At 63.0% G+C, this 19,537-nt stretch carries 14 protein-coding genes; 5 read left to right on the forward strand and 9 right to left on the reverse strand.

The window, feature by feature from the left end; translation table 11 throughout:
- Positions 1–2: 2 nt before the first annotated feature.
- The 6 genes from B5M07_RS16845 to B5M07_RS16870 all read right to left on the reverse strand — a co-directional run bounded on the left by B5M07_RS16845 (position 3) and on the right by B5M07_RS16870 (position 6,360).
- Positions 3–2,066, reverse strand: a complete 2,064-nt coding sequence (locus B5M07_RS16845; RefSeq protein ID WP_120352356.1) for a catalase — start codon at positions 2,064–2,066, stop codon at positions 3–5.
- A 101-nt stretch (positions 2,067–2,167) separates the two neighbouring features.
- Complete coding sequence (locus B5M07_RS16850) at positions 2,168–3,214, reverse strand: glycosyltransferase (RefSeq protein WP_120352357.1); 1,047 nt, start codon at positions 3,212–3,214, stop codon at positions 2,168–2,170.
- Positions 3,211–3,774 carry a class I SAM-dependent methyltransferase gene (locus B5M07_RS16855; protein WP_120352358.1) on the reverse strand — a complete coding sequence of 188 codons (564 nt, stop codon included), beginning with the start codon at positions 3,772–3,774 and terminating at the stop codon, positions 3,211–3,213. Before B5M07_RS16855 ends, B5M07_RS16850 begins: the two co-directional genes overlap by 4 nt.
- Positions 3,774–4,472 (reverse strand): PIG-L deacetylase family protein, encoded by a 699-nt coding sequence (locus B5M07_RS16860; protein WP_120352359.1) that lies wholly within the window; start codon positions 4,470–4,472, stop codon positions 3,774–3,776. The genes B5M07_RS16855 and B5M07_RS16860 overlap by 1 nt, the downstream gene beginning before the upstream one ends.
- Entirely contained in the window at positions 4,469–5,557 is a 1,089-nt protein-coding gene (locus B5M07_RS16865; protein ID WP_120352360.1) for an acyl-CoA dehydrogenase, read from the reverse strand. Before B5M07_RS16865 ends, B5M07_RS16860 begins: the two co-directional genes overlap by 4 nt.
- Positions 5,558–5,730: 173 nt before the next feature.
- Positions 5,731–6,360 carry a glutathione S-transferase family protein gene (locus tag B5M07_RS16870; RefSeq protein ID WP_120352361.1) on the reverse strand — a complete coding sequence of 210 codons (630 nt, stop codon included), beginning with the start codon at positions 6,358–6,360 and terminating at the stop codon, positions 5,731–5,733.
- Positions 6,361–6,493: 133 nt separating this feature from the next.
- Between B5M07_RS16870 and B5M07_RS16875 the strand changes: the two genes are divergently transcribed.
- Both B5M07_RS16875 and B5M07_RS16880 read left to right on the forward strand, forming a co-directional pair.
- Positions 6,494–6,997, forward strand: a complete 504-nt coding sequence (locus B5M07_RS16875; protein WP_120352362.1) for a CinA family protein — start codon at positions 6,494–6,496, stop codon at positions 6,995–6,997.
- Complete coding sequence (locus B5M07_RS16880; protein ID WP_120352363.1) at positions 6,994–9,057, forward strand: NAD(+) synthase; 2,064 nt, start codon at positions 6,994–6,996, stop codon at positions 9,055–9,057. Before B5M07_RS16875 ends, B5M07_RS16880 begins: the two co-directional genes overlap by 4 nt.
- Positions 9,058–9,063: 6 nt before the next feature.
- On the opposite strand, the gene B5M07_RS16885 is transcribed toward B5M07_RS16880, so the two are convergent.
- The gene (locus B5M07_RS16885) at positions 9,064–10,284 is read right to left on the reverse strand and encodes an MFS transporter (RefSeq protein ID WP_067916452.1); all 1,221 of its coding nucleotides are present in this window, start codon (positions 10,282–10,284) and stop codon (positions 9,064–9,066) included.
- 313 nt (positions 10,285–10,597) lie between these two features.
- On the opposite strand from B5M07_RS16885, the gene B5M07_RS16890 reads away from it, so the two are divergent.
- From B5M07_RS16890 to B5M07_RS16900, 3 genes are all read left to right on the forward strand, one after another.
- Positions 10,598–11,710 (forward strand): efflux RND transporter periplasmic adaptor subunit, encoded by a 1,113-nt coding sequence (locus B5M07_RS16890; protein WP_254694010.1) that lies wholly within the window; start codon positions 10,598–10,600, stop codon positions 11,708–11,710.
- Positions 11,707–14,826 carry an efflux RND transporter permease subunit gene (locus tag B5M07_RS16895; RefSeq protein ID WP_120352365.1) on the forward strand — a complete coding sequence of 1,040 codons (3,120 nt, stop codon included), beginning with the start codon at positions 11,707–11,709 and terminating at the stop codon, positions 14,824–14,826. The genes B5M07_RS16890 and B5M07_RS16895 overlap by 4 nt, the downstream gene beginning before the upstream one ends.
- Before the next feature lie 92 nt (positions 14,827–14,918).
- Positions 14,919–16,484 carry a phospholipase D-like domain-containing protein gene (locus B5M07_RS16900; RefSeq protein ID WP_120352366.1) on the forward strand — a complete coding sequence of 522 codons (1,566 nt, stop codon included), beginning with the start codon at positions 14,919–14,921 and terminating at the stop codon, positions 16,482–16,484.
- Here B5M07_RS16900 and B5M07_RS16905 read toward each other — a convergent pair.
- Together B5M07_RS16905 and mdoH are read right to left on the reverse strand one after the other, a co-directional pair.
- Positions 16,481–17,743, reverse strand: coding sequence for an OpgC family protein (locus B5M07_RS16905; protein WP_120352367.1), 1,263 nt, complete (start codon positions 17,741–17,743; stop codon positions 16,481–16,483). The genes B5M07_RS16900 and B5M07_RS16905 overlap by 4 nt on opposite strands.
- Positions 17,730–19,535: a glucans biosynthesis glucosyltransferase MdoH gene (gene mdoH, locus B5M07_RS16910; RefSeq protein ID WP_120352368.1), complete on the reverse strand. Its 1,806-nt coding sequence runs from the start codon at positions 19,533–19,535 to the stop codon at positions 17,730–17,732. Before mdoH ends, B5M07_RS16905 begins: the two co-directional genes overlap by 14 nt.
- Positions 19,536–19,537 lie beyond the last annotated feature (2 nt).

A 19,537-nucleotide genomic window follows, 5' to 3' on the forward strand; every position in this document is an offset into this window, starting at 1 on the left:
TCTTATTCCCAGTTCAGCTTTTCTTCGCGCTGCCATAACCGCAGCTTGCGGCAGGACTGAAGGAAGTCACCCGCATTCTCGGCAGAGACCTCCACCGTGCCCTCGTCCTTCTCAACGCCGGCGGCATTGAGCAGCGGATCGGCGGCTTTGGTCCACGCGATGAATTTGTTATGCGCAAAGGCGTCCGAGACGAAATCCTGCGAGGGTTTGTTCTTGGCGATCTTGTCAGCCTTTTCGTCGCCAAAGACCAAGGCCACCGCATCAAAGACCACCGACGGCCCGCCGTCGATCTTTTCATCCGCCGCGCGGGTGCTGCCATCTGACAGGGTGACCCCTTGGATATGCGGCGTCACGATCGCGACCATCGCGCCCTCGTCGGCGAACGTTTTCTCCAAGGCTTCCACGATCGACGCATCGGCGCCCTCCGTCAGGAACAGACCCAGCTTGCGGCCCGCGAAAGTGTTCGGCGGGTTTTTCAGAATGCTGAGCGCATCTGATGGCGGCAGATCGGTGATCGGGGTCCGGGCGGGTGTGGCCGGTTCCGGCATCTCGGTCACGCCAAGACCTTCGGCCACTTGTTTGGCCAGATCGTCATGCACGTTCATCAGATGCGACAGCATCCGCAGGCGAATGCGCTCTTCCTGACATTTCGACAGTTCGAACGTATAGGCCGCCGCGATATGCTGCTGTTCGATCTCTGTCTGGCTGATGTAGAACTGCCGCGCTTGGCTGTAGTGGTCGGCGAATGTCTCAGAGCGCACGCGCTGTTTGGTGCCACCGACCTCTTCCGCGTAGCTTTTGAACCCAATCTCCGGGTTTTCACGCGGGCCGCCATCGTCGCCCCAACTGTTGGGCTCATAGTTCACGCGGCCCTTGGGGTTGTGCATCGCCATATGGCCGTCTTGCTGGAAATGGTGGAACGGGCATTTCGGCGCGTTGATCGGGATATGGGTAAAGTTCGGCCCCCCGAGGCGTTTGATCTGTGTGTCCAGGTATGAAAAGTTCCGCCCCTGTAGCAGCGGATCGTTAGTGTGGTCGATCCCGCGCACGATGTTATGGGTGCAAAAGGCCACCTGCTCGGTCTCGGCAAAGAAGTTGTCGACGTTGGCATCCAACGTCAGCGTGCCAATGATGCGCACCGGCACCTGTTCTTCGGGGATCAACTTGGTCGCGTCGAGTATGTCGAACTCAAAATTGTCGGCGAATTCGTCGTCAAAGACCTGAATGCCCAGATCCCACTGCGGGTAATCGCCCGCGTCGATGGCATCCCACATGTCGCGGCGGTGGAAATCCGGGTCCGCGCCGTTGATCTTGAGCGCCTCGTTCCAGACCACCGATTGCACACCTTGCTTGGGCTTCCAGTGGAACTTGACGTAATGGGATTTGCCCTCGGCATTGACCAGCCGGAAGGTGTGGACGCCAAAGCCTTCCATGAAGCGGAAGGAGCGTGGGATCGCCCGGTCGGACATCTGCCACAGCGTCATGTGGGTCGCCTCGGGAGAGAGCGACACGAAATCCCAGAAGTTGTCATGCGCCGATTGCGCCTGTGGGAAGCCGCGGTCAGGGGCCGGTTTGACGGAGTGGATGAGGTCGGGGAACTTGATCGCGTCTTGGATGAAGAACACGGGGATGTTGTTGCCGACCAAGTCCCAATTGCCCTCTTTGGTGTAGAACTTCGTGGCAAAGCCGCGCACGTCACGGGCCAGATCAAAGGACCCTTTGTTGCCCGCGACGGTTGAGAAACGGGTGAAGGTCGGGGTCTTTTCGCCGACGCGCTGGAAAATATCAGCGGCAGAAAGTTCGGGGATCGCTTCTTTGAGTTCGAAATGCCCATGCACCCCGTAGCCGCGGGCGTGAACGACACGCTCTGGAATGCGCTCGTGATCGAAATGGAACATCTTTTCGCGAAAAACGTGGTCTTCCATCAAGACCGGGCCGCGCGGGCCTGCTTTGAGCGAGTTTTGATCATCCGCGATCGGACCGCCCTGCGCGGTCGTCATCGTCTTTTCACGGTCCGTGGTTTGCTGGCGGGGTTCACCGCCTTTGCCAAGTTCTTTGTCTGTCATGATCTTTCTCCACAGCGCCCCCGGAAATAATCGAGAGGATTTCTTGCTAATATGTGGCGGGCACAGATGGCCGCTCCAGAGGGGGCGGTAATCGCCCGACCCTATGAAAGTTCAACAGCCCCGGCGGTGCGGGGTTCCGATGTTTCTGCGACCTGAGCGGGAAAGTTCTCGCCCCTCCAGCAATTGGCTGGCGCCTGACCGGGCGACGCGGTTGCTTCCTCTCCCTCTGGCAGGTTTAGAAAGGCGCGCAGCTTCGCGATATGCGCAGGCAGTTCTCGGACCGGGACGCGCTGCGGTTGCGGAACCTGTGCGGGCCAGCACCCCAAAGTGCCGCGCTGCACCTGATCAAGAAGGGTCGCTGCATTCGGCAAACAGTCGTCGGCCAAATATTTCGTTCCGGCCAGCCGAATACGCAGGGTATCCGCCATTCCGCCCGCCGCCCGTCCGACAAGCCTGCAAGAGGCTTCGACCCAGATGTCATCCGCGTGATGCACCCGAAGGCCCGCCGCCCGCGCGGCGCGGATGATCGCGCGGTCCTCGCCGCAGGGGATCGGGGCGAAGCCGCCGACGGCCTCATAGGCCGCGCGGGTAAAGCCAAGGCTGGCCCCCGGTGCTTCGCCGTGGCTGTTTTGCAGATCGGCGCAGTTGGGGGCATGGCGGGCGTAGAGTTCCAGCACCAAGCGGCGATAGGCGGACTCATTGGCCTCTAGGCCGGGGTCTTGCCCCGCCAAACAGGCGGCTTCTTCGGGGTTCAGCGTCACTCTGCCACAAAGGGCATCGTAGCGGTGCAGGTGTTGAATGCTGCGGGCGACCCAATCGGGGCTGACGCGGCAATCGGCATCGGTGGTCAGGATCTGGCGCAGATGGGGCATCTGTTCCATGGCCACGGCGCCGCCCTTCCGCCGCGCCGCTCCGACCCCCATGCCGGGCGGAAAGGTGAGGTCGAGCACAGAAAGGTCGATGCCATGTCGCGCCGCCGCAAGCGTGGCAATCTTGGCGGTGTCGTCGTCGGTGTTGTTCACCACAAGGATCACGCGGATACGGTCATTGCACTGCGGGGCAAGAGCGCTCAGGCAGGCGCCGATCCGCTTCGCCTCATTCCGGGCGGGGATGATGATTGCGGTGTCTTTCCAGCGCTCGAAACTCATGCCCGCTCCCCCGGAAACGCGCGGTCGATGCGGTAGTTCTCGGTCTCACTCACGCAGGTGAATTCATGGGTGCTGAGCGCACGTGCAAAGCCCTTGAGCGCCTCTTCTCCCTGAAGCGGGTTCCCGGTGTCCCCGCGCCAAGTCACACAGATGATCTCGGCCTGCGGCCAACGGGTCGCGATGTCGGAGGCCAGATGCTCCAGCCCCGGATGATCCAGAAAATAAAGCACCTCTGACAGGATCAGCAGATCAAAGTCACCCTCGGGCAGGGGGCCGGGATAGAACCCTTGAATGAACCGCCCCTCAGGCACCGCTTGCCGCGCGGCGATGAGGGCGCTGGCCACGGCGTCCATCCCGGTATAACGCGCGCAAAGGTCAATCAGGTGCCGCGCCAATTGCCCATTGCCGCAGCCCACCTCAAAGGCCGAGCGGTAGCCATCTTGCGCAAGCGCCGCCCGCGTCGCCGCGAATTTGGCCTGCTCATAGGCGCTATGCTTAAACCCCCAAGGATCGCTCGTCTCGGCATAGAGACCTTGAAGGTGATCCAACCCCACGCCCATCACGGCATCCTCCAGAAAATCTCTTCTTGTTGCGCGAACAGGTCGATCATCGCATCGGGCAGGACAAACCCTTGGGGGTCGTCTTGCACGACCTGCCCAAGCTGACTGCGATGCGCCCGGATCGCGGCGGTTTTGGCCCCACGGTAGGTGGCGGTGTCGAGGGTGAGGGGGCCGTAGCCTGCGGTGTTCGCTGTGAAGTTCGGATCGTCAAAACGGCTCCAGACCGGGTAGCTGTGGAAATGCAGATCGGGCCGCTGCGCCCGCAACGCCTCGGCCAGTTTTGCGGTTGTCTGATGATCGCAATGTTTGTCTTCGCGGGCGGGAACAAAGACGTGCCGCGCGGCTTGGCCGTCGATCAGCGCTGTCAGCGCGGGCAGGATGTCGGCGGCGGAAACCTCATGCAAACGGCTGTCAGGGTGGCCGAGCCACGTCAGGTCCGCCGTGCCGCCGCCGAGAATTTCAAGCGCCTCAATCAACTCGCCGCGGCGCGTTTCGGCCAATCGCACCGGGGGCCAGTCGCGAGAGGCGGGGTGGCTGGCGCTGCCATCGGTCACGCAGACAACATGCGCCCCGGCGCCTGCAAAGGCACGGGCCAAAAGGCCGCCGCAGCCGAGTGTTTCATCGTCGGGATGGGGCGCCAAGACCACGATCTTTTCGCGGCCAGACAGGGCATCGGCAAGGGGCGCGCTACGGCTCATCCAAAGACACCCCAAGCCGCTTTTTCACTGGAAAGCGCGTGGCCTGCGGCGCGTTGCAGAAAAGCGTCCCGCGCTGCTTGGCGCAGGTAGACCGACAGGTCCCGCGCCATGCGGCCAGTCTCGGAAGAGGCCGTGAAATGCCGCAGGCCGAGGCTTTGCTCAACCGCTTTGATCGTGTCGAGGGCGACTTCCTCGGTGTAGAGCCGCGCCGCGATGGAGGTGCCGACGATGGTCTCTTCCTCGTGGTCGCCCACGTTGGCCTCGCCTGCGCGTTCGACCAGTGCCATCCCGGCCCAGACCCGCATCAAGACCTGCATCAGTCGCGCCAATTGGGCTTCGGCCTCAAGCCGGTCTATATCGCGCAGGGCGCTGGCCGCCGCATCGATCAACCCCGCGGCCGCGCCAGCCTGAAGCGCCGCGATCCGCCAGACCCCGCCGATGAAATGCGGCTCTTTCAGGTAGTCACCCGGGGCACCGATCCGGGCCTCTTCGCCCAAGGGCAGCCCGGAGAAATTATACGTCCCCGAGGCCGTGGCCCGCATCCCCAGCATGTCCCATTGTGTGGCATCGCCCCGTCTCGGGTCAGTCACATCAATCAGCGCAAGCTGCACCTTGGGGCCGGAATTGAGCGAGATAAGCGCGTGGGTGACGGTGCCGAGACCAGAGGCGAAGATCTTCTCACCTTGCAACACACTGCCCTCGGCCTTTGCAGGCGTGCCGCCATCGGCCCCCCAGACCCCCAACAGTCCGCCGTCTTTGATCACCTGTTTTGCGTGTTCTGCCTGTGCCGGACTGCCGTAGAGCCGGATCAGGCGCAGCGCGTTAACGTGGCCTTCCCACAAACGCCCCACGCTAAGATTGGCCGCGCCGATCTGCATCAGCGCATGGGCGGTGCGCAGGGGGGAGGCAGCACCGTCTTCCAGCATCAGACCCGCGTCGCGCAGAATCTCGATGGAGGCGCTGATCGGTGCCGTGCCCGCCTCCTCGCTCGGCGCCGCTTTGCGCAATGCGCTTCGGGCCGCTTGAGAAAGGACATCCGGTTGAGAACTGGGCGGAAAAGGATCGAAACGCGGCGCACTGTTCATGACAGTTTCCGACAGCCGCTCACGGGTATAATCACCAGATCAAGCATCACGATTCAGCCCCCATTCATGAAACGGGCAGCCTGCGCGGTCGGTAGCACTGCCTTTGACAGTGCAACCGATCAACTTATGCCTTGGTTCCCCCTTACGTTGCAGCCGCGAGGGGGGAGCCGATTTCAGCCCTCAGGAATCTCGCCCATCACCTTGGGCACGTGGTAGCCTTTTTGCACCGCGTCGCGCGCGCGTAGCCGTTGGTACCACGCCCGGACATTGGGGTAATCGGCAAGGTCGATCTGCTGCCATTCATAGCGCGAGACCCAAGGCCAGCAGGCCATATCGGCGATGGAGTATTCGCCGCAAATGTGGTCGCGCCCCTCAAGCTGTTTGTCGAGCACGCCATAAAGCCGTTTGACCTCCGCGCCGAAGCGGTCTTCGGCATAGGCGGCCTTGCCGGGGTTGAAATGCAGGAAATGATGCGCCTGCCCGGCCATCGGGCCAAAGCCGCCCATCTGCCACATCAGCCATTGCATCACCTCGGCCCGCGCGGCCTGACCTTCGGGCAGAAAGCGGCCATATTTCTCGGCGAGGTAGACCATGATCGCGCCGGATTCCATCAAGCTCACCCCGGTGTCATGGTCCACGATGGCGGGGATTTTGTTGTTGGGGCTGATTTTGAGGAAGTCGGGACTGTGCTGCTCATCCTTGCTGATGTTGATGGGATGCACGTTATAGTCGATCCCCAATTCTTCCAGTAGGATCGAGACCTTGCGCCCGTTCGGGGTGGTCCATGTGTAAAGGTCAATCATCGCTTTGGTCCCATATGTAGATGCGCGGTTTAATTTCTTGCAATGTTAAGCAGGCGGCTTGTGGCGGGTCAACGCAAGGAACCGCAGCGGGGGCAGGGGGTTTGCTTAACAAGGCACTATTTGCGGAGCGAAGATGCAGAAAAGTGATCCCCTATCGCAGCCCGACATCGCTGATCGCGCGAAATCCGTTTTGGAAAAGCTTTGCGCGCGGGACATCCATATCGCCACCGCCGAAAGCTGCACCGGCGGGCTGGTTGCCGCCCTTCTGACGGATATCGAAGGTTGCTCTCATGCGTTTGAGCGTGGTTTCGTCAGTTATACGGATCAGTCCAAACACCAGCTTTTGGGGGTCGACCGGGCGCTTTTGGACGCATGTGGCGCGGTCTCCCGCCCTGTGGCGATTGCGATGGCCGAAGGGGTAATGGCGCGCTCAGGTGCGCAGATCGCCGTCTCGACCACCGGATTTGCCGGACCGGGACGCCCCGAGGACGAAGAGGGGCTTGTGCATTTTGCGCTTGCACGCGAGGGATGTAACACGGTTCATCGGGCCGAGTCCTTTGGGGCCATTGGCCGCGATGCGATCCGGCAGCGATGCCTTGAAACGATATTGGATATGTTGGAGGAGAGCCTGACGTGAGCAAGAGCCAAGCCGCCGCCTTTACCGCCTACCACCGTCACGGCTTTGTCCGGGTGGCGACCTGTACACCCCATGTGCGGCCTGCTGATGTGGCCTTCAACCGCGATAGCCTGCTGGACGAAATGCGCCGCGCCGATGCGGCGCGTGTTGATCTGCTGGTCTGTCCCGAACTGTCGCTCTCGTCCTATGCCATTGACGATCTGCACTTGCAGGATGCGCTGTTGAATGCGGTGGAAGAGGCGCTTGGCGCGCTTGTCGAAGCCAGTGCCGAGATGACCCCCGTGATCCTGCTCGGCGCGCCGCTGCGCCGGGAGGGGCGACTGTACAACTGCGCCATCGCCATTTCGCGCGGGCAGGTGCTGGGCGTCGTGCCAAAGTCTTACCTGCCCAATTACCGCGAGTTCTATGAGAAACGCTGGTTCGCCCATGGCCGTGACACTGGCGGAGAGATCACCGTCGCGGGCCGCCGCGTGCCCTTTGGCGATGATCTGATTTTCGAGGCGACGGATCTGCCCGGCCTTATCTTCCACGCCGAAATTTGCGAAGACCTCTGGACGCCCGCGCCGCCTTCGTCGGAGGCCGCACTTGGGGGCGCGCTGATCCTTGCCAATCTTTCGGCTTCCAACATCGTGATCGGCAAATCCTCTGACCGTCATCTGCTGTGCCGGTCGCAATCCATGCGCGCCTTTGCGGCCTATGTCTACTCCGCCGCCGGGCCGGGAGAGAGCACGACCGATCTGGCCTGGGACGGGCAGGGGATGATCCATGAGTTGGGCGATCTGCTGGCCGAATCCACCCGCTTCCCACTTGAGCCGGAGCTGACCATCGCCGATGTAGATTGTGGGCGTATCCAGTCAGAGCGGATGCGGACGGGCAGTTTCCACGATGCCGCGCGGCACCACGCGCCAGAGTTTCGCCGGGTCACCTTCGCCCATCAGCCGCATCATGAAAACGCCGGGCTGATCCGCCCGCTGCGCCGTTTTCCCTATGTGCCGAACCGCGAGAGCCACCTCGATCAAGACTGCTATGAGGCGTTCAACATTCAGGTCGAAGGGCTGCGCCGCCGGTTCGAGGCGACCAAGGGCAAGACCATGGTGATCGGCATTTCCGGCGGGCTGGATTCAACCCATGCGCTGATCGTGGCGGCCAAAGCCTGTGACCGTATGGGCATCCCGCGCGACCGTATTCTTGGGTTCACCATGCCCGGCTTTGCCACCTCCGAAGGGACCAAGTCCAACGCTTGGAAGCTGATGAAGGCGATGGGCATCACCGCCGATGAGATCGACATCCGCCCCGCCGCGCGGCAGATGCTGGAGGATATGGATCACCCCTTCTCAGGTGGGGAGCCGGTCTATGACATCACCTTTGAAAACGTGCAGGCCGGGCTGCGCACCGATTACCTTTTCCGGCTGGCCAACCAGCGGCAGGGCTTCGTCATCGGCACTGGCGATCTGAGTGAGCTGGCGCTTGGCTGGTGCACCTACGGCGTCGGCGACCAGATGAGCCATTACGCGGTGAACACCGGCGTGCCGAAAACGTTGATCCAGTATCTGATCCGTTGGGCCACCCGCTCGGGCCAGTTCGACGCAGAGACGGACGGGGTGCTGCAAGCCATTCTGGACACCGAAATCTCGCCCGAATTGGTGCCCGCAGGCGAAGATGAAGAGATCCAAAGCACCGAGGCGATGATCGGCCCCTATGAGCTGAACGACTTCTTTCTCTTTCACACCATGCGCTACGGGCTTGCGCCGTCAAAGGTGGCCTTTCTGGCGTGGCACGCATGGCACGACATCGAAGAAGGCCGCTGGCCCGAAGGCTTCCCGCAGGCCAAACGCAACGCCTATGACTTGGAAACCATCCGCCATTGGCTCGAAAAATTCCTGCACCGCTTCTTTGCCACCAGCCAGTTCAAACGCTCGGCCTTGCCGAATGGGCCCAAGGTCAGCGCCGGGGGCGCGTTGTCGCCGCGCGGTGACTGGCGCGCGCCTTCGGATAGTGTCGCAACCCCGTGGTTGGAAGAGTTGCGCAGCAGCGTGCCGGAAAGCTGGCCGAAAGGCTAAGCCGCGCTATTCCTCGCGGCTCAACTCACCTTCGACAAAGTTCGGGGTCAGCGGCGGTGCCGCGTGACGCTCTTGGGTTTCGGGATCGCTGCGCAGGGTCATGCGCAGCAGCCCCCATGCCACGATGATAAGTTGAAAGCCGCCAAGCGCCAGCGGCAGGCCGCGCGGCCCCAGCGTATCCAGCAGCACACCCGCCAGCAGCGGGCCGATTGCCGCGCCAATCCCCTGCATCAACACCAAACCGCCCGAAACGGCCACCACCGCCGAGCCGGGGGCGCGGTCGTTGACATGGGCGATCACGATGGACTGCGCAGGCAGGACCAGCCCGCCGATGGCGAACCCCAGAACCAGCAGCATCGTCCCCGTCGGCGCCGGGATCGGCAGGGTCAGCAACATCAAGGCGCTGCCTGCGGCGGCTAGCCCCACGCCAAGACCCCGGCGGCTCATCCGGTCGGACATCCAACCCAGCGGGAACTGAAGCACCAGGCCGCCGATGGTAAAGGCCGCGATCAGCAGGGCGATGCGGGACTGCGTGTATCCCATTTCCTGAGCAAAGAGTGGTGCCAGCCCGTAGAATGTCCCGATGGAGGCCCCGACCAGCCCCGCGGCCACCGCGCCATAGGGCGACAGGCCCCAAAGGCGGCGCAGTGAAGGCGGCTCTTGCGCGCCCTCAGAGCGCGGCCCTTCCACGCGGCTTAGCGAAATTGGCACCAGCGACAGTGACATGACGATCGAGACGAGCACGAAGAGGATGAACTCAGCCGGATCCCCAAGGTTAAGCAAGAACTGCCCTGCCGCCCCCGACGCCATGCCGACCATGCCATAAACCGCCAGCAACTTGCCCCGCTGCGCGGAACTGACCGACGCATTGAGCCAGCTTTCCGTGACGATGATTAACCCGGCAAAGGCGAAACCCGTCAGGCAGCGCACCGCGATCCAGACCCAAGGATCGACAAAGGCCAAATGCATCAGCGCCGCCGCAGAGGCAACAGAGGCGAGCGCGGCAAAGGTGCGGATGTGCCCCACGCCGCTGATCAGCCGCGGCGCGACGAAAGACCCAATGCTCAGCCCCGCGAAAAAGCCCGACATGATCAGGCCGGTGGTCGCCCCGCCAAACCCCTCAAGCCCCGCGCGCACGGCCAAAAGAGTGCCTTGCAGTCCGTTGCTCATCTGCAAAAGCGAGAAGCCCAGTAGCAGTGTCGCCAGTGGTAGAACCGTCGCGCGCATGATGTCCCCTTTGGTCTAATGTTTGGCCTTGGCCCCGGTGATTGCCTGGCCTTTGGGCCGGAATATGTGCGGCGGCAATCGAATTTCTAGTAATCAACCCCCGCGCCCTTTCACCGGGCTGGGTTCCGCGCCATAGTGGTAGCAGCCAGCGGCCCCGTCAGGGAATGCCCGGCCATTGATCAAGCAGATTTGACGTGCCTTTTTCGGGGGGATGCTCAATTATGCGCCTTGTAAAACAATTTGAAAGCGCATCCCCGTGAAATCCCTGCGCCAATTTTTCGTATTTTTGCTGGTTCTCATTGCTGGTCTTTACATGATGTTGACCTTCGTCCCCGCCTCCCGCCCCTATGTGGCTGAGACGGGTCTGCTCGATCTTTTGGGGATCGAGGTCGCATCGCAAGAGCCGGGGTCGTCAGGCCGCGGTTGGGGTGGCGGCGGGCCCTCGCTGGTTGTCACGGCAGCGGTCAGCCAAGAGACCTTGGCCGACCGGATCACCGCCATCGGCGACGGGCGCGCGCGCCGCTCGGTCACGCTGCGCTCCAACGCCGTGGGGGTCCTCACCGACCTCAACCTGCCCGCCGGACAGTTGATCGAGGCGGGCACCGTGGTCGCCCTGCTTGAGAATGAGGCCGAGCAGATCGCCCTGAAACAAGCCGAATTGCAGCTCGAAAACGCCCGGACCGAGCAAGACCGGGTGAAACGGTTGCAAAATACCGGCGCCGTCAGCGAAGTGCGACTACGCGAGACGGAATTGGCCCTTCAAAGCGCCGAACTTGCGCTTAGCCAAGCGCAGTTCGATCTGTCACAACGCCGCATCCTCGCGCCGATCTCGGGCTGGGTGGGGATCACCGACATCGAAGAAGGCGACCGGGTGAGTGCGCAGGATCAACTGGCCACCATCACCGACCGCAGCGAGATCCTGATCGATTTCCGCGTGCCCGAGCGGGTGGTGGGCAAGCTGGACCTTGGCAAAGAAATCACGGTCACCCCGCTTGGGATGCGTGATTTGACGCTGACGGGCGAGGTCAGCGCCATCGACAGCGTGATCGACCGCGCCAGCCGCACGCTTTTGGTCCAAGGCCGGGTGCCGAACGCAGACGACCAGTTGCGCGCGGGCATGGCCTTTTCGGTCAGCCTTACCTTTGTCGGCGACCCTTTCTTGGCGATCCCGCCGCTCGCGGTGCAATGGTCCTCGGACGGGCCATTTGTCTGGACGGTGCGGGAGGGCAAGGCGCATCAAGTCGCGGTCGAAATCGCGCAGCGCAACAGCAATTCCGTTCTTGTCCTGTCGGAGGGTCTGACCGCCGAAGATGTGGTGGTGACCGAAGGCGTGCAAACCCTGCGCGAAGGCGGTGATGTGCAAGACGCCAACCGCGCGGGCAGCGTGCAATCGGGTGCCGCGCCTTCGCGGAAGACCACCCTATGAGCGCCGCACCCTCGGGCGAAGGCCCGCCGCCCCCCGCCTCCGGAGCGGGCACGGCGCTCTTCGTGCGGCGGCCAATCCTCGCCTTTGTGTTGAATGCGCTGATTGTGCTGGCGGGCATCGCCGCGCTTTTTGGCGCCGAGGTGCGTGAGCTTCCCAATGTCGACCGGCCCGTCGTTACCGTCACCACGACATTCTCGGGCGCGTCCCCGGAATCCGTTGATCAGGAACTGACCGGGCGGATCGAAGGGGCGGTGGGCCGGGTCTCGGGTGTGCGGGCGATTTCCTCGAACTCCCGCTTTGGGCGCAGCCGGGTCACGCTTGAGTTCAACGACAGCACCGATATCGACGTGGCCGCGACCGATGTGCGCGACGCGGTGGCGCGGATCGTGAACCAACTGCCCGAGGGCGCCGAGCAGCCGCAGATCGTCAAAGCCGACGCCAACGCCCAGCCGGTGATGCGTATCGCCGTGACCTCCATGGGCCGCTCGCCCGAAGAATTGACCAAACTGGTGCAGGACCGCGTCGAAGACCGGCTGATCTCGGTCAACGGGGTGGCGGATTTGCAGGTCTATGGTGACCGCGAACCGTTTTTCCGCGTCGATATTGATCAGTTGGAACTGGCCAGCCGGGGCCTGACCTTGGGTGACATCCAGCGCGCCTTGGCCGATGTCGCCTATGACGCGCCTGCGGGTGATCTGGCCGGGGACCGGCAGTCGATCAACGTGCGCACCACCGCCAGTGTCGCGACCACGCAGGCCTTTGAGGCGATGGAGATCAAAGAGAATGTCCTGCTCGGCGATGTGGCCACCGTGACGCTCGGCCCCGCCGATGGTGAGACGATCCTGCGGGCCAATGGGCAGTTGGGTCTGGGCATCGGCATCATCCGACAGGCGACCTCGAACACGCTTGAGATTTCGCGCGATGTGCGCGCCGTGGTGGCAGAGTTGAACGAGACGTTGCCCCAAGACGTGCGGATTTTCGTGACCTCGGATGATGCGACCTTTATCTCTGGCTCGATCCGCGAGGTGCTGTCGACGCTGGCCTTTGCCGTGGGCATCGTGGTGGCGGTGATCTTTATCTTCCTGCGCGACTTCCGCGCCACGCTGATCCCGGCGCTGACCCTGCCCGTGGCGTTGATCGGCACTTTGGCGGCGATCTATCTGGTCGGGTTTTCGATCAACATCCTGACCCTTTTGGCACTGGTTCTGGCCACTGGCATGGTCGTGGATGACGCGATTGTGGTGCTAGAGAACATCGTGCGCCAGCGCGCGGCGGGGATGGGGCCACGGGCGGCGGCGGTGCTGGGCACATCGCAGGTGTTCTTTGCCGTGGTCACCACCACGGCCACGCTGGCGGCGGTCTTTATCCCGCTGTCGTTCCTGCCCGGTCAGGCGGGCGGGCTGTTTCGGGAGTTTGGCTTTACCCTCGCCATTGCGGTGATGCTGTCCTCGGTGGTGGCGCTGAGCCTTTGTCCGGTGTTGGCCAGCCGTCTGCTGACCAAACCAGTGGCAGAAAACCCGCGCGGCCCTGTCGTGGCGCTTGGCAATGCGTTGTTTCGGCTCTACGCCGCGACCCTCAAAGGGGCGCTGGCGATGCCCTATGTCGTGGTGCTGATCGCGGCCTTCGTCGCGCTGACGGCGGTGCTGGTGGCGGGCGAAATCCGCCAAGAGTTGACCCCGCGCGAAGATCGCGCCGTGGCGCTGCTCAGCGTGTCGGCTCCGCAGGGCGTCTCGCTCGATTATACCCAAGCCAAGATGCGCGAGATTGAAGACCTGATCACCCCACTGCAAGAGGCGGGCGAGGTGACGAACATCTTCTCCATCACCGGGTTTGGCGCGGATAATCGCGGGTTCATGGTCTTCACCCTTGCCGGCTGGGAGGACCGCGCGCGCAGCCAAGATGAGATCGTGGGGCAGATCAACGGCAAGCTGCGCGGCATCGTCGGCGTGCGGGCCTTTGCGATCCAGCCCAACTCTCTGGGCATTCGCGGGGCGGGGCGGGGGCTGTCTTTCGCGATCACGGGCAACAATTACGAGCAACTGTCGCAGGTCGCGCAGGCCATGGTGGACCGGCTGAGCACGAACCCCGCGATGGGCCAAGTGCGGCTGGAGTATGAGCGCACGCAGCCGCAGCTTTTCGTGCAGATCGACCGGACGCTTGCGGCTGACCTCGGCGTCGATATCACCGGGCTGGGGCAAGCCTTGCAAGCCATGCTCGACGGGCGCGAGGTGGCATCGGTCTTTATCGACGACACCAGCTACGGCGTGCAGATGTTGTCGACCTCGGACCCGGTGAACGACCCGCGCGACCTTGAGAACGTCTTTGTCCAATCGGGCAACGGACAGATGATTTCGCTGGCCAGTTTTGTCACCCTCGAAGAGCGCGCCGTCGCCCCTGAGCTGGACCGGGAGGGGCAGAACCGCTCGGTCGAGATCTCAGCCGGGCTGACGCCGGGCCTGTCGCTGGGCGATGCACTGGCGCAGGTGCGGACGGTCGGCCAAGAGGTGCTGGACGAAGAGAACCTGATCGTCCCCTTGGCCGAAGCCGCCGCATTGGATCAAACCAGTTCCGGGCTGTTCGTGACCTTCGGCTTTGCGATCCTTGTGGTTTTCCTTGTCCTCGCCGCGCAGTTCGAGAGTTTCGTCTCTGCCATCGTGGTGATGGCCACGGTGCCTTTGGGCCTTGCCTGCGCGATTTTCGCGCTGCTGATGACGGGGCAAAGTCTGAACGTCTATAGCCAGATCGGGCTGGTCATGCTGATCGGGATCATGGCTAAGAACGGGATTCTTATCGTCGAATTCGCCAACCAGTTGCGCGATCAGGGCGCGGATATTCACGACGCGATCTTTGGTGCCTCTACCATCCGCCTGCGCCCAGTGATGATGACGATGACCTCGACCGTGCTGGGGGGCGTGCCGCTGATCCTGTCCTCGGGCGCGGGGGCCGAGGCGCGCGAGGCGCTCGGCTGGGTGATTGTCGGCGGCTTGGGCATGGCCACGCTTTCGACGCTCTATCTCACGCCCGTCGCCTATTTCTTGCTGGCACGTTTCACCACGCCCAAAGCCGCCGAAGAAGCCCGCCTGCAGGCCGAATTGTCAGAGGCGCAATTGGTCTGAGCGGCCGTTGCCGCCGATATTTCCGCGCCCATGCAACTTCCCACCGCACTGGGCGTTTAGTCAGGTAGGATCGAACCGAAAGGGACAGGAACGTGCGTGGCGATTTGGATTTGGCGAAGGCGGACCAACAGCATCCGACTGACGCGGCGACGCGCCAGAGCCTGTTTACCGATAAGTCCACATGGCGCGTTGCGCGGGCCGAGCGTTTTGGCCTTGTGGTCGATGCGGCGGATTACTTCCGTGTCTTGCGCAAAATCTTTCTCGGCGCGCGGCAGCAGTTGATGCTGATCGGCTGGGATTTCGACTTTGAGCTTGAGATGCTGCCGGGCGAGAGCGATGAGGACGGCAATGCGCCGGACGGCTATCCCAACCAACTCGGCGCCTTTGTAGAGGCGGTGGTTGAGCGGACGCCGGAGTTGCATGTCTACCTGCTGAAATGGAACGGGGCCGTGCTGGCCGCGCCGGGCCGTCTGGTGCCCTCGCTGGCGCTGAGCCTGTTTGGCGGTGACCGGATCCATTTCGCCTTGGACGGGCATCACCCCTTTGGCGCCTGCCACCACCAAAAGATCGTCGTGGCCGATGATGCCTTGGCCTTTTGCGGCGGCATCGACGCGACCGAAGACCGTTGGGACACGCCCGATCACCTGCCGCATGATCCGCGCCGGGTGCGCAAAGATGGCTCTCCCTCCGACCCATGGCACGATGCCACTTCGGCGATGTCCGGCCGTGCCGCTGCGGCCTTGGGCGAACTGTCGCGCCGGCGTTGGTTGCGGGCCACGGGGGATGAAATCCCCCGGCTGAGCGACGCGCAAGTGTTCGAATGGCCCAAAGACCTGCCGGTGGATGCCGAAGACATTGATGTGGGGATCGCCCGGACCGAGCCGCCTTTCGACGAAGAGCCGCTGATCAATGAGATCGAACAACTCTACCTCGCCGGGATCAAATCGGCCCGCGACTATATTTATTTTGAATCGCAGTACCTCGCTGCGGACTCGGTTTGTGATGCGCTAAAGGCGCGTTTGGCCGAGGAGGACGGGCCGGAGATCGTCATCATCAACCCGCGCGATGCGGAATCGCAGTTGGAAGATGACGCCATGCATGTCCTGCGCGAGCGGCTGGTCGAAGACCTGAAGCAGGCGGATCATCAAAACCGCTTCCGCATCTATTTCCCCGTCACCGAGGAAGGGGAGCCGATCTATGTCCATGCGAAGATCATGATCATCGACGATCATCTTCTGCGGCTCGGCTCCAGCAACCTCAACAACCGCTCCATGGGGTTTGACACCGAATGCGACGTGGCGATCGAGCGCCCCGCGCAGGTGATCGAAGGGTTCAGGACCCGCCTCATCGCCGAGCACTTGGGCCTGCCGCCCGCCCGTGTGGCCGAGGTGATGGCCGAAAAGGGGTCGATGATCGGAGCAATTGAAACCCTGAACCGCAAGAAAGGTCGCGGCCTGCGTGCTGTGTTCCGGGGCAGCGAGACGGTTGTCGGCGGCTTTCTGGCAAACACCCGGCTGCTTGACCCGCGCTATCATCCCGGAGAGGGCACCACGACCGGGCGCGGCATTCGCCCGCGTCACATGGCGTTGATCGCAGGGGGGCTGGGCCTTGCATGGCTGGCATGGCGCAAATGGGGCCGCCGCGATCCCGAGGTCTAAGGTCTGGGCTCGGCGGCAGGTGCCGCGAAATGCGCGTTATCTTGCACAGGGTCGCGCTCGGCCGGTGCCGCTGGCGCGGTGAGCACGCGCCGCGATGTTTCAGCAGTCCAAGCGATCCCATAAAGGGCCGCCGTTCCCACCGCAGGCAGCACCCATGGCATCCAAGCTGCCTCGGGCCGTGCCATCATCACCGCCTGACAGACCAGTGCGAGCACCGTGCCACTGGCAAAGATCAACAGCCCATGCCGACCAATCAGCCGGAAGGGGCTCGCCATCTGATGTCCAGAGAGGCGGGTCACGCTTGGCAATTGCGACAGAAAATATCCCAAAGCCAGAATATGGATGAACCGCGGGGCGGAGAGATAGGTCTTGTCATGCGAGGTGATGTTGAAGGGCACCCCAGCTTCGCGCAGGTGATGCATCTGTAGGTTCAGGAATTTGCCCAAGCCCGGCACATAGCGCCATGCCAGCACCCCTAGCAACACCGCGACGGACAGCCAAAACAGCGCCTTCGACGCAGGAAAAAACCGATAGCCCTGCCGCTGGCTGAGCCCAACCAGCAGGCCGCAGACAAAGATCGCCTGCCACGCAAAAGGGTTAAAGAACCAGCCGCCCGGATTGGGGTAGTTCGGCAGGTTCAGTCGGAAAACGCCGGTCAGCAGCCAAAGGGTCAGCGACAGTGCCAAAAGCAGCCGCGGCCAGCGCAGCCCCAGCATGATCGCCACAGGGGCACAGATCAGCAGAACCGAATAGGCAGGCAGGATGTTCACATAGCCAAACTGGTGCGTCAAAAGCGGTATCCCGATCACGGATTGGGTCGGGTTTTGAAAGACCTGCCGCATGTTGATCTTGGTCAGAAACTCGGCCTCTGTCGTGATCTGGAAAGCGGCGGCAAAGATGCCCAAAGTCACGGCCGAGAGCATGATCTGCACAAGATAGAGCGACCATGCCCGCTTCCACAGCGGCGCGACCGCGCGCCAAAGGCCGTGGCGCAGGCGGTCTCTCTCAATGAACCGGGGCGTATAGGCCAATCCCGCCGCGATGCCCGACATCAAAAAGAACGCCTCTGCAGCGTCGGCAAAGCCTAGGTTGCGGATGGTCAGAGCTTCATAGGGGTTGCCGGGGACGTGGTTGATGAAAATCATCACCAACGCCAAACCGCGAAACACATCGATGCGCGGGTCGCGGGCAGGTTTGGCCGTGGGGGCAGAGCCGAGCGATCTCGCCGCAGGCGACAGCCCGGTGCTAGGCTGGGGCATGGGTCAGGTCCGCCGCTTTGGGTTTCGCCATCAGATGTTCGTCATTCCACGTCAGCCGCCAGACATCGCAGATACTGTCGTATCCCGCGACGACATCCAGCGGTGCCGCATCCTCCGGCACGGCAAAGAGCGTGCGAGGCAGGGGGCGGGAGGTCCATGCGATAAGCAGCGGGGCCAACAGCATCGGAACCGCCACGGGCAGCAGCCAGATCGTCAGGTCAGGCGCGACCCATTGCACCGCCGCGATGATCGCCGCGCCAATGAAAACGATCCACCGGCCCGCCGCCCAGCCATCCGCCAAGCTCAACCGGCCTTCGTTGCGTTGGTTGGCAGGCCAGCCCCCGTCTTGGCCCGAGAGCACCTGCAACACCGCGCGGCTGTGATAGAGCAGCATCAAGGGGGCCAAAAGCGTGGTCAGCACGATCTCGGTCAGAACCGAGAGCGACATGCGCAGGCTACGGCCAAAGTCGCGTGCGCGCTTGGTCAGGATCGCGTGCAGCAAGATCAGCAGCTTCGGCACCACCAGCAGACCCAAAACGCCCAAGGCCAGCAGCGTGATCTCGCGCGTGCTGGTGTCGGGGAAGACGGGGAAAAGCTGATAGGGGCCGGGGAAATACTCAGGCGGCGGCGCGTAAAGCGTGCTGATGGCCGAGGTGATCAGAAACGCCGCCCAAAGAAGGGAGACGACATAGGCGGTGACGTTCTGCAAAAAGACAAACCGGCTCCAGCCCGCCAGCCCGGGGGCAAAGATCAGCCGCGCATGTTGCAGGTTGCCTTGGCACCAACGCCGCTCTCGCCGCGCAAAGGACAGGACATTCTCAGGGCCTTCTTCGAAAGAGCCGCCCAAGGTTTCATCCACCTCGACCTTCCAACCGGCGCGGGCAAGCAACGCCGCCTCGACATAGTCATGGCTGAGAATATGCCCGCCCAAGGGCGGCGGGCCGGAAAGCTCGGGCAGCCCACAGCTTTCGGCGAAGGCGCGGACGCGGATGATTGCGTTATGGCCCCAGAAGGGCCCCGTCGGGCCCTGCATACGGGCAAGGCCACGGGTGAAGATCGGGCCATGAAACCACGAGGCGAATTGCAGTGCCCGGCCAAAGAAAGACCGCGCGCCGATGATCTTGGGCAGGGTCTGTAGCAACCCCAATTGCGGATCGGCTTGCATCCGCGCGATCATGGCGCGGATCGTCTCGCCCTCCATCAGACTGTCGGCGTCAAGGATCACCGCAAGGTCATAGGCCCCGCCGGAGATGCGAATGAACTCTTCGATATTGCCCGCCTTGCGGCCCGCATTGTCGCGCCGTCTGCGGTAGAAAATACGCCCTTGGCCATCTGTCTCGCGCAGCAATCGGGCAAAGGCGAATTGCTCTTTCCCGGCGAGTGCGTCATCGCGCGTGTCCGACAGAACGACGAAATCCGCCGTCACACCGGCCCGGGTGACAGATCGGTCAATCGCGGCGATGCGGGCAAAAGTGGTCAGCGGGTCTTCGTTGCAGATGGGTACCGCGATCACGGTGCGCGGCTGCGGCGCGTCCAGCGCGGGGCGGGGAGGCGTTGATCTGCCGCCGAAAAGCCCGATCAGCGCCAATGACGCCCCCCAAGCCAGCCAAGCCGTGGTCGCGAAAACGAGCAGGGCGCGGATGCCGTCCCACCCGCTGAACCCATCGCGCGCCGCCGCCTCGGCCAAAAGCATTGACGCAAGGGCCGCACAGCCGAGAGACAAAAAGACGGCGACCGCCCGTGCAAAACGGGTCGCCCCGTCCGCCGCAAGCTGCCTTTGCTGAAGTGTCATTG

The organism is Sulfitobacter sp. D7 (assembly GCF_003611275.1).
In the GTDB taxonomy this organism is placed as follows: Bacteria; Pseudomonadota; Alphaproteobacteria; order Rhodobacterales; family Rhodobacteraceae; genus Sulfitobacter; species Sulfitobacter profundi.

Excerpts from the sequence above, each read along its gene's own strand:
- B5M07_RS16845 (WP_120352356.1), bottom strand. The coding sequence starts at position 2,066 with ATGACAGACAAAGAACTTGGCAAAGGCGGTGAACCCCGCCAGCAAACC.
- B5M07_RS16850 (WP_120352357.1), bottom strand. The coding sequence starts at position 3,214 with ATGAGTTTCGAGCGCTGGAAAGACACCGCAATCATCATCCCCGCCCGG.
- B5M07_RS16855 (WP_120352358.1), bottom strand. The coding sequence starts at position 3,774 with ATGGGCGTGGGGTTGGATCACCTTCAAGGTCTCTATGCCGAGACGAGC.
- B5M07_RS16860 (WP_120352359.1), bottom strand. The coding sequence starts at position 4,472 with ATGAGCCGTAGCGCGCCCCTTGCCGATGCCCTGTCTGGCCGCGAAAAG.
- B5M07_RS16865 (WP_120352360.1), bottom strand. The coding sequence starts at position 5,557 with ATGAACAGTGCGCCGCGTTTCGATCCTTTTCCGCCCAGTTCTCAACCG.
- B5M07_RS16870 (WP_120352361.1), bottom strand. The coding sequence starts at position 6,360 with ATGATTGACCTTTACACATGGACCACCCCGAACGGGCGCAAGGTCTCG.
- B5M07_RS16875 (WP_120352362.1), top strand. The coding sequence starts at position 6,494 with ATGCAGAAAAGTGATCCCCTATCGCAGCCCGACATCGCTGATCGCGCG.
- B5M07_RS16885 (WP_067916452.1), bottom strand. The coding sequence starts at position 10,284 with ATGCGCGCGACGGTTCTACCACTGGCGACACTGCTACTGGGCTTCTCG.
- B5M07_RS16890 (WP_254694010.1), top strand. The coding sequence starts at position 10,598 with ATGATGTTGACCTTCGTCCCCGCCTCCCGCCCCTATGTGGCTGAGACG.
- B5M07_RS16895 (WP_120352365.1), top strand. The coding sequence starts at position 11,707 with ATGAGCGCCGCACCCTCGGGCGAAGGCCCGCCGCCCCCCGCCTCCGGA.
- B5M07_RS16905 (WP_120352367.1), bottom strand. The coding sequence starts at position 17,743 with ATGCCCCAGCCTAGCACCGGGCTGTCGCCTGCGGCGAGATCGCTCGGC.
- mdoH (WP_120352368.1), bottom strand. The coding sequence starts at position 19,535 with ATGACACTTCAGCAAAGGCAGCTTGCGGCGGACGGGGCGACCCGTTTT.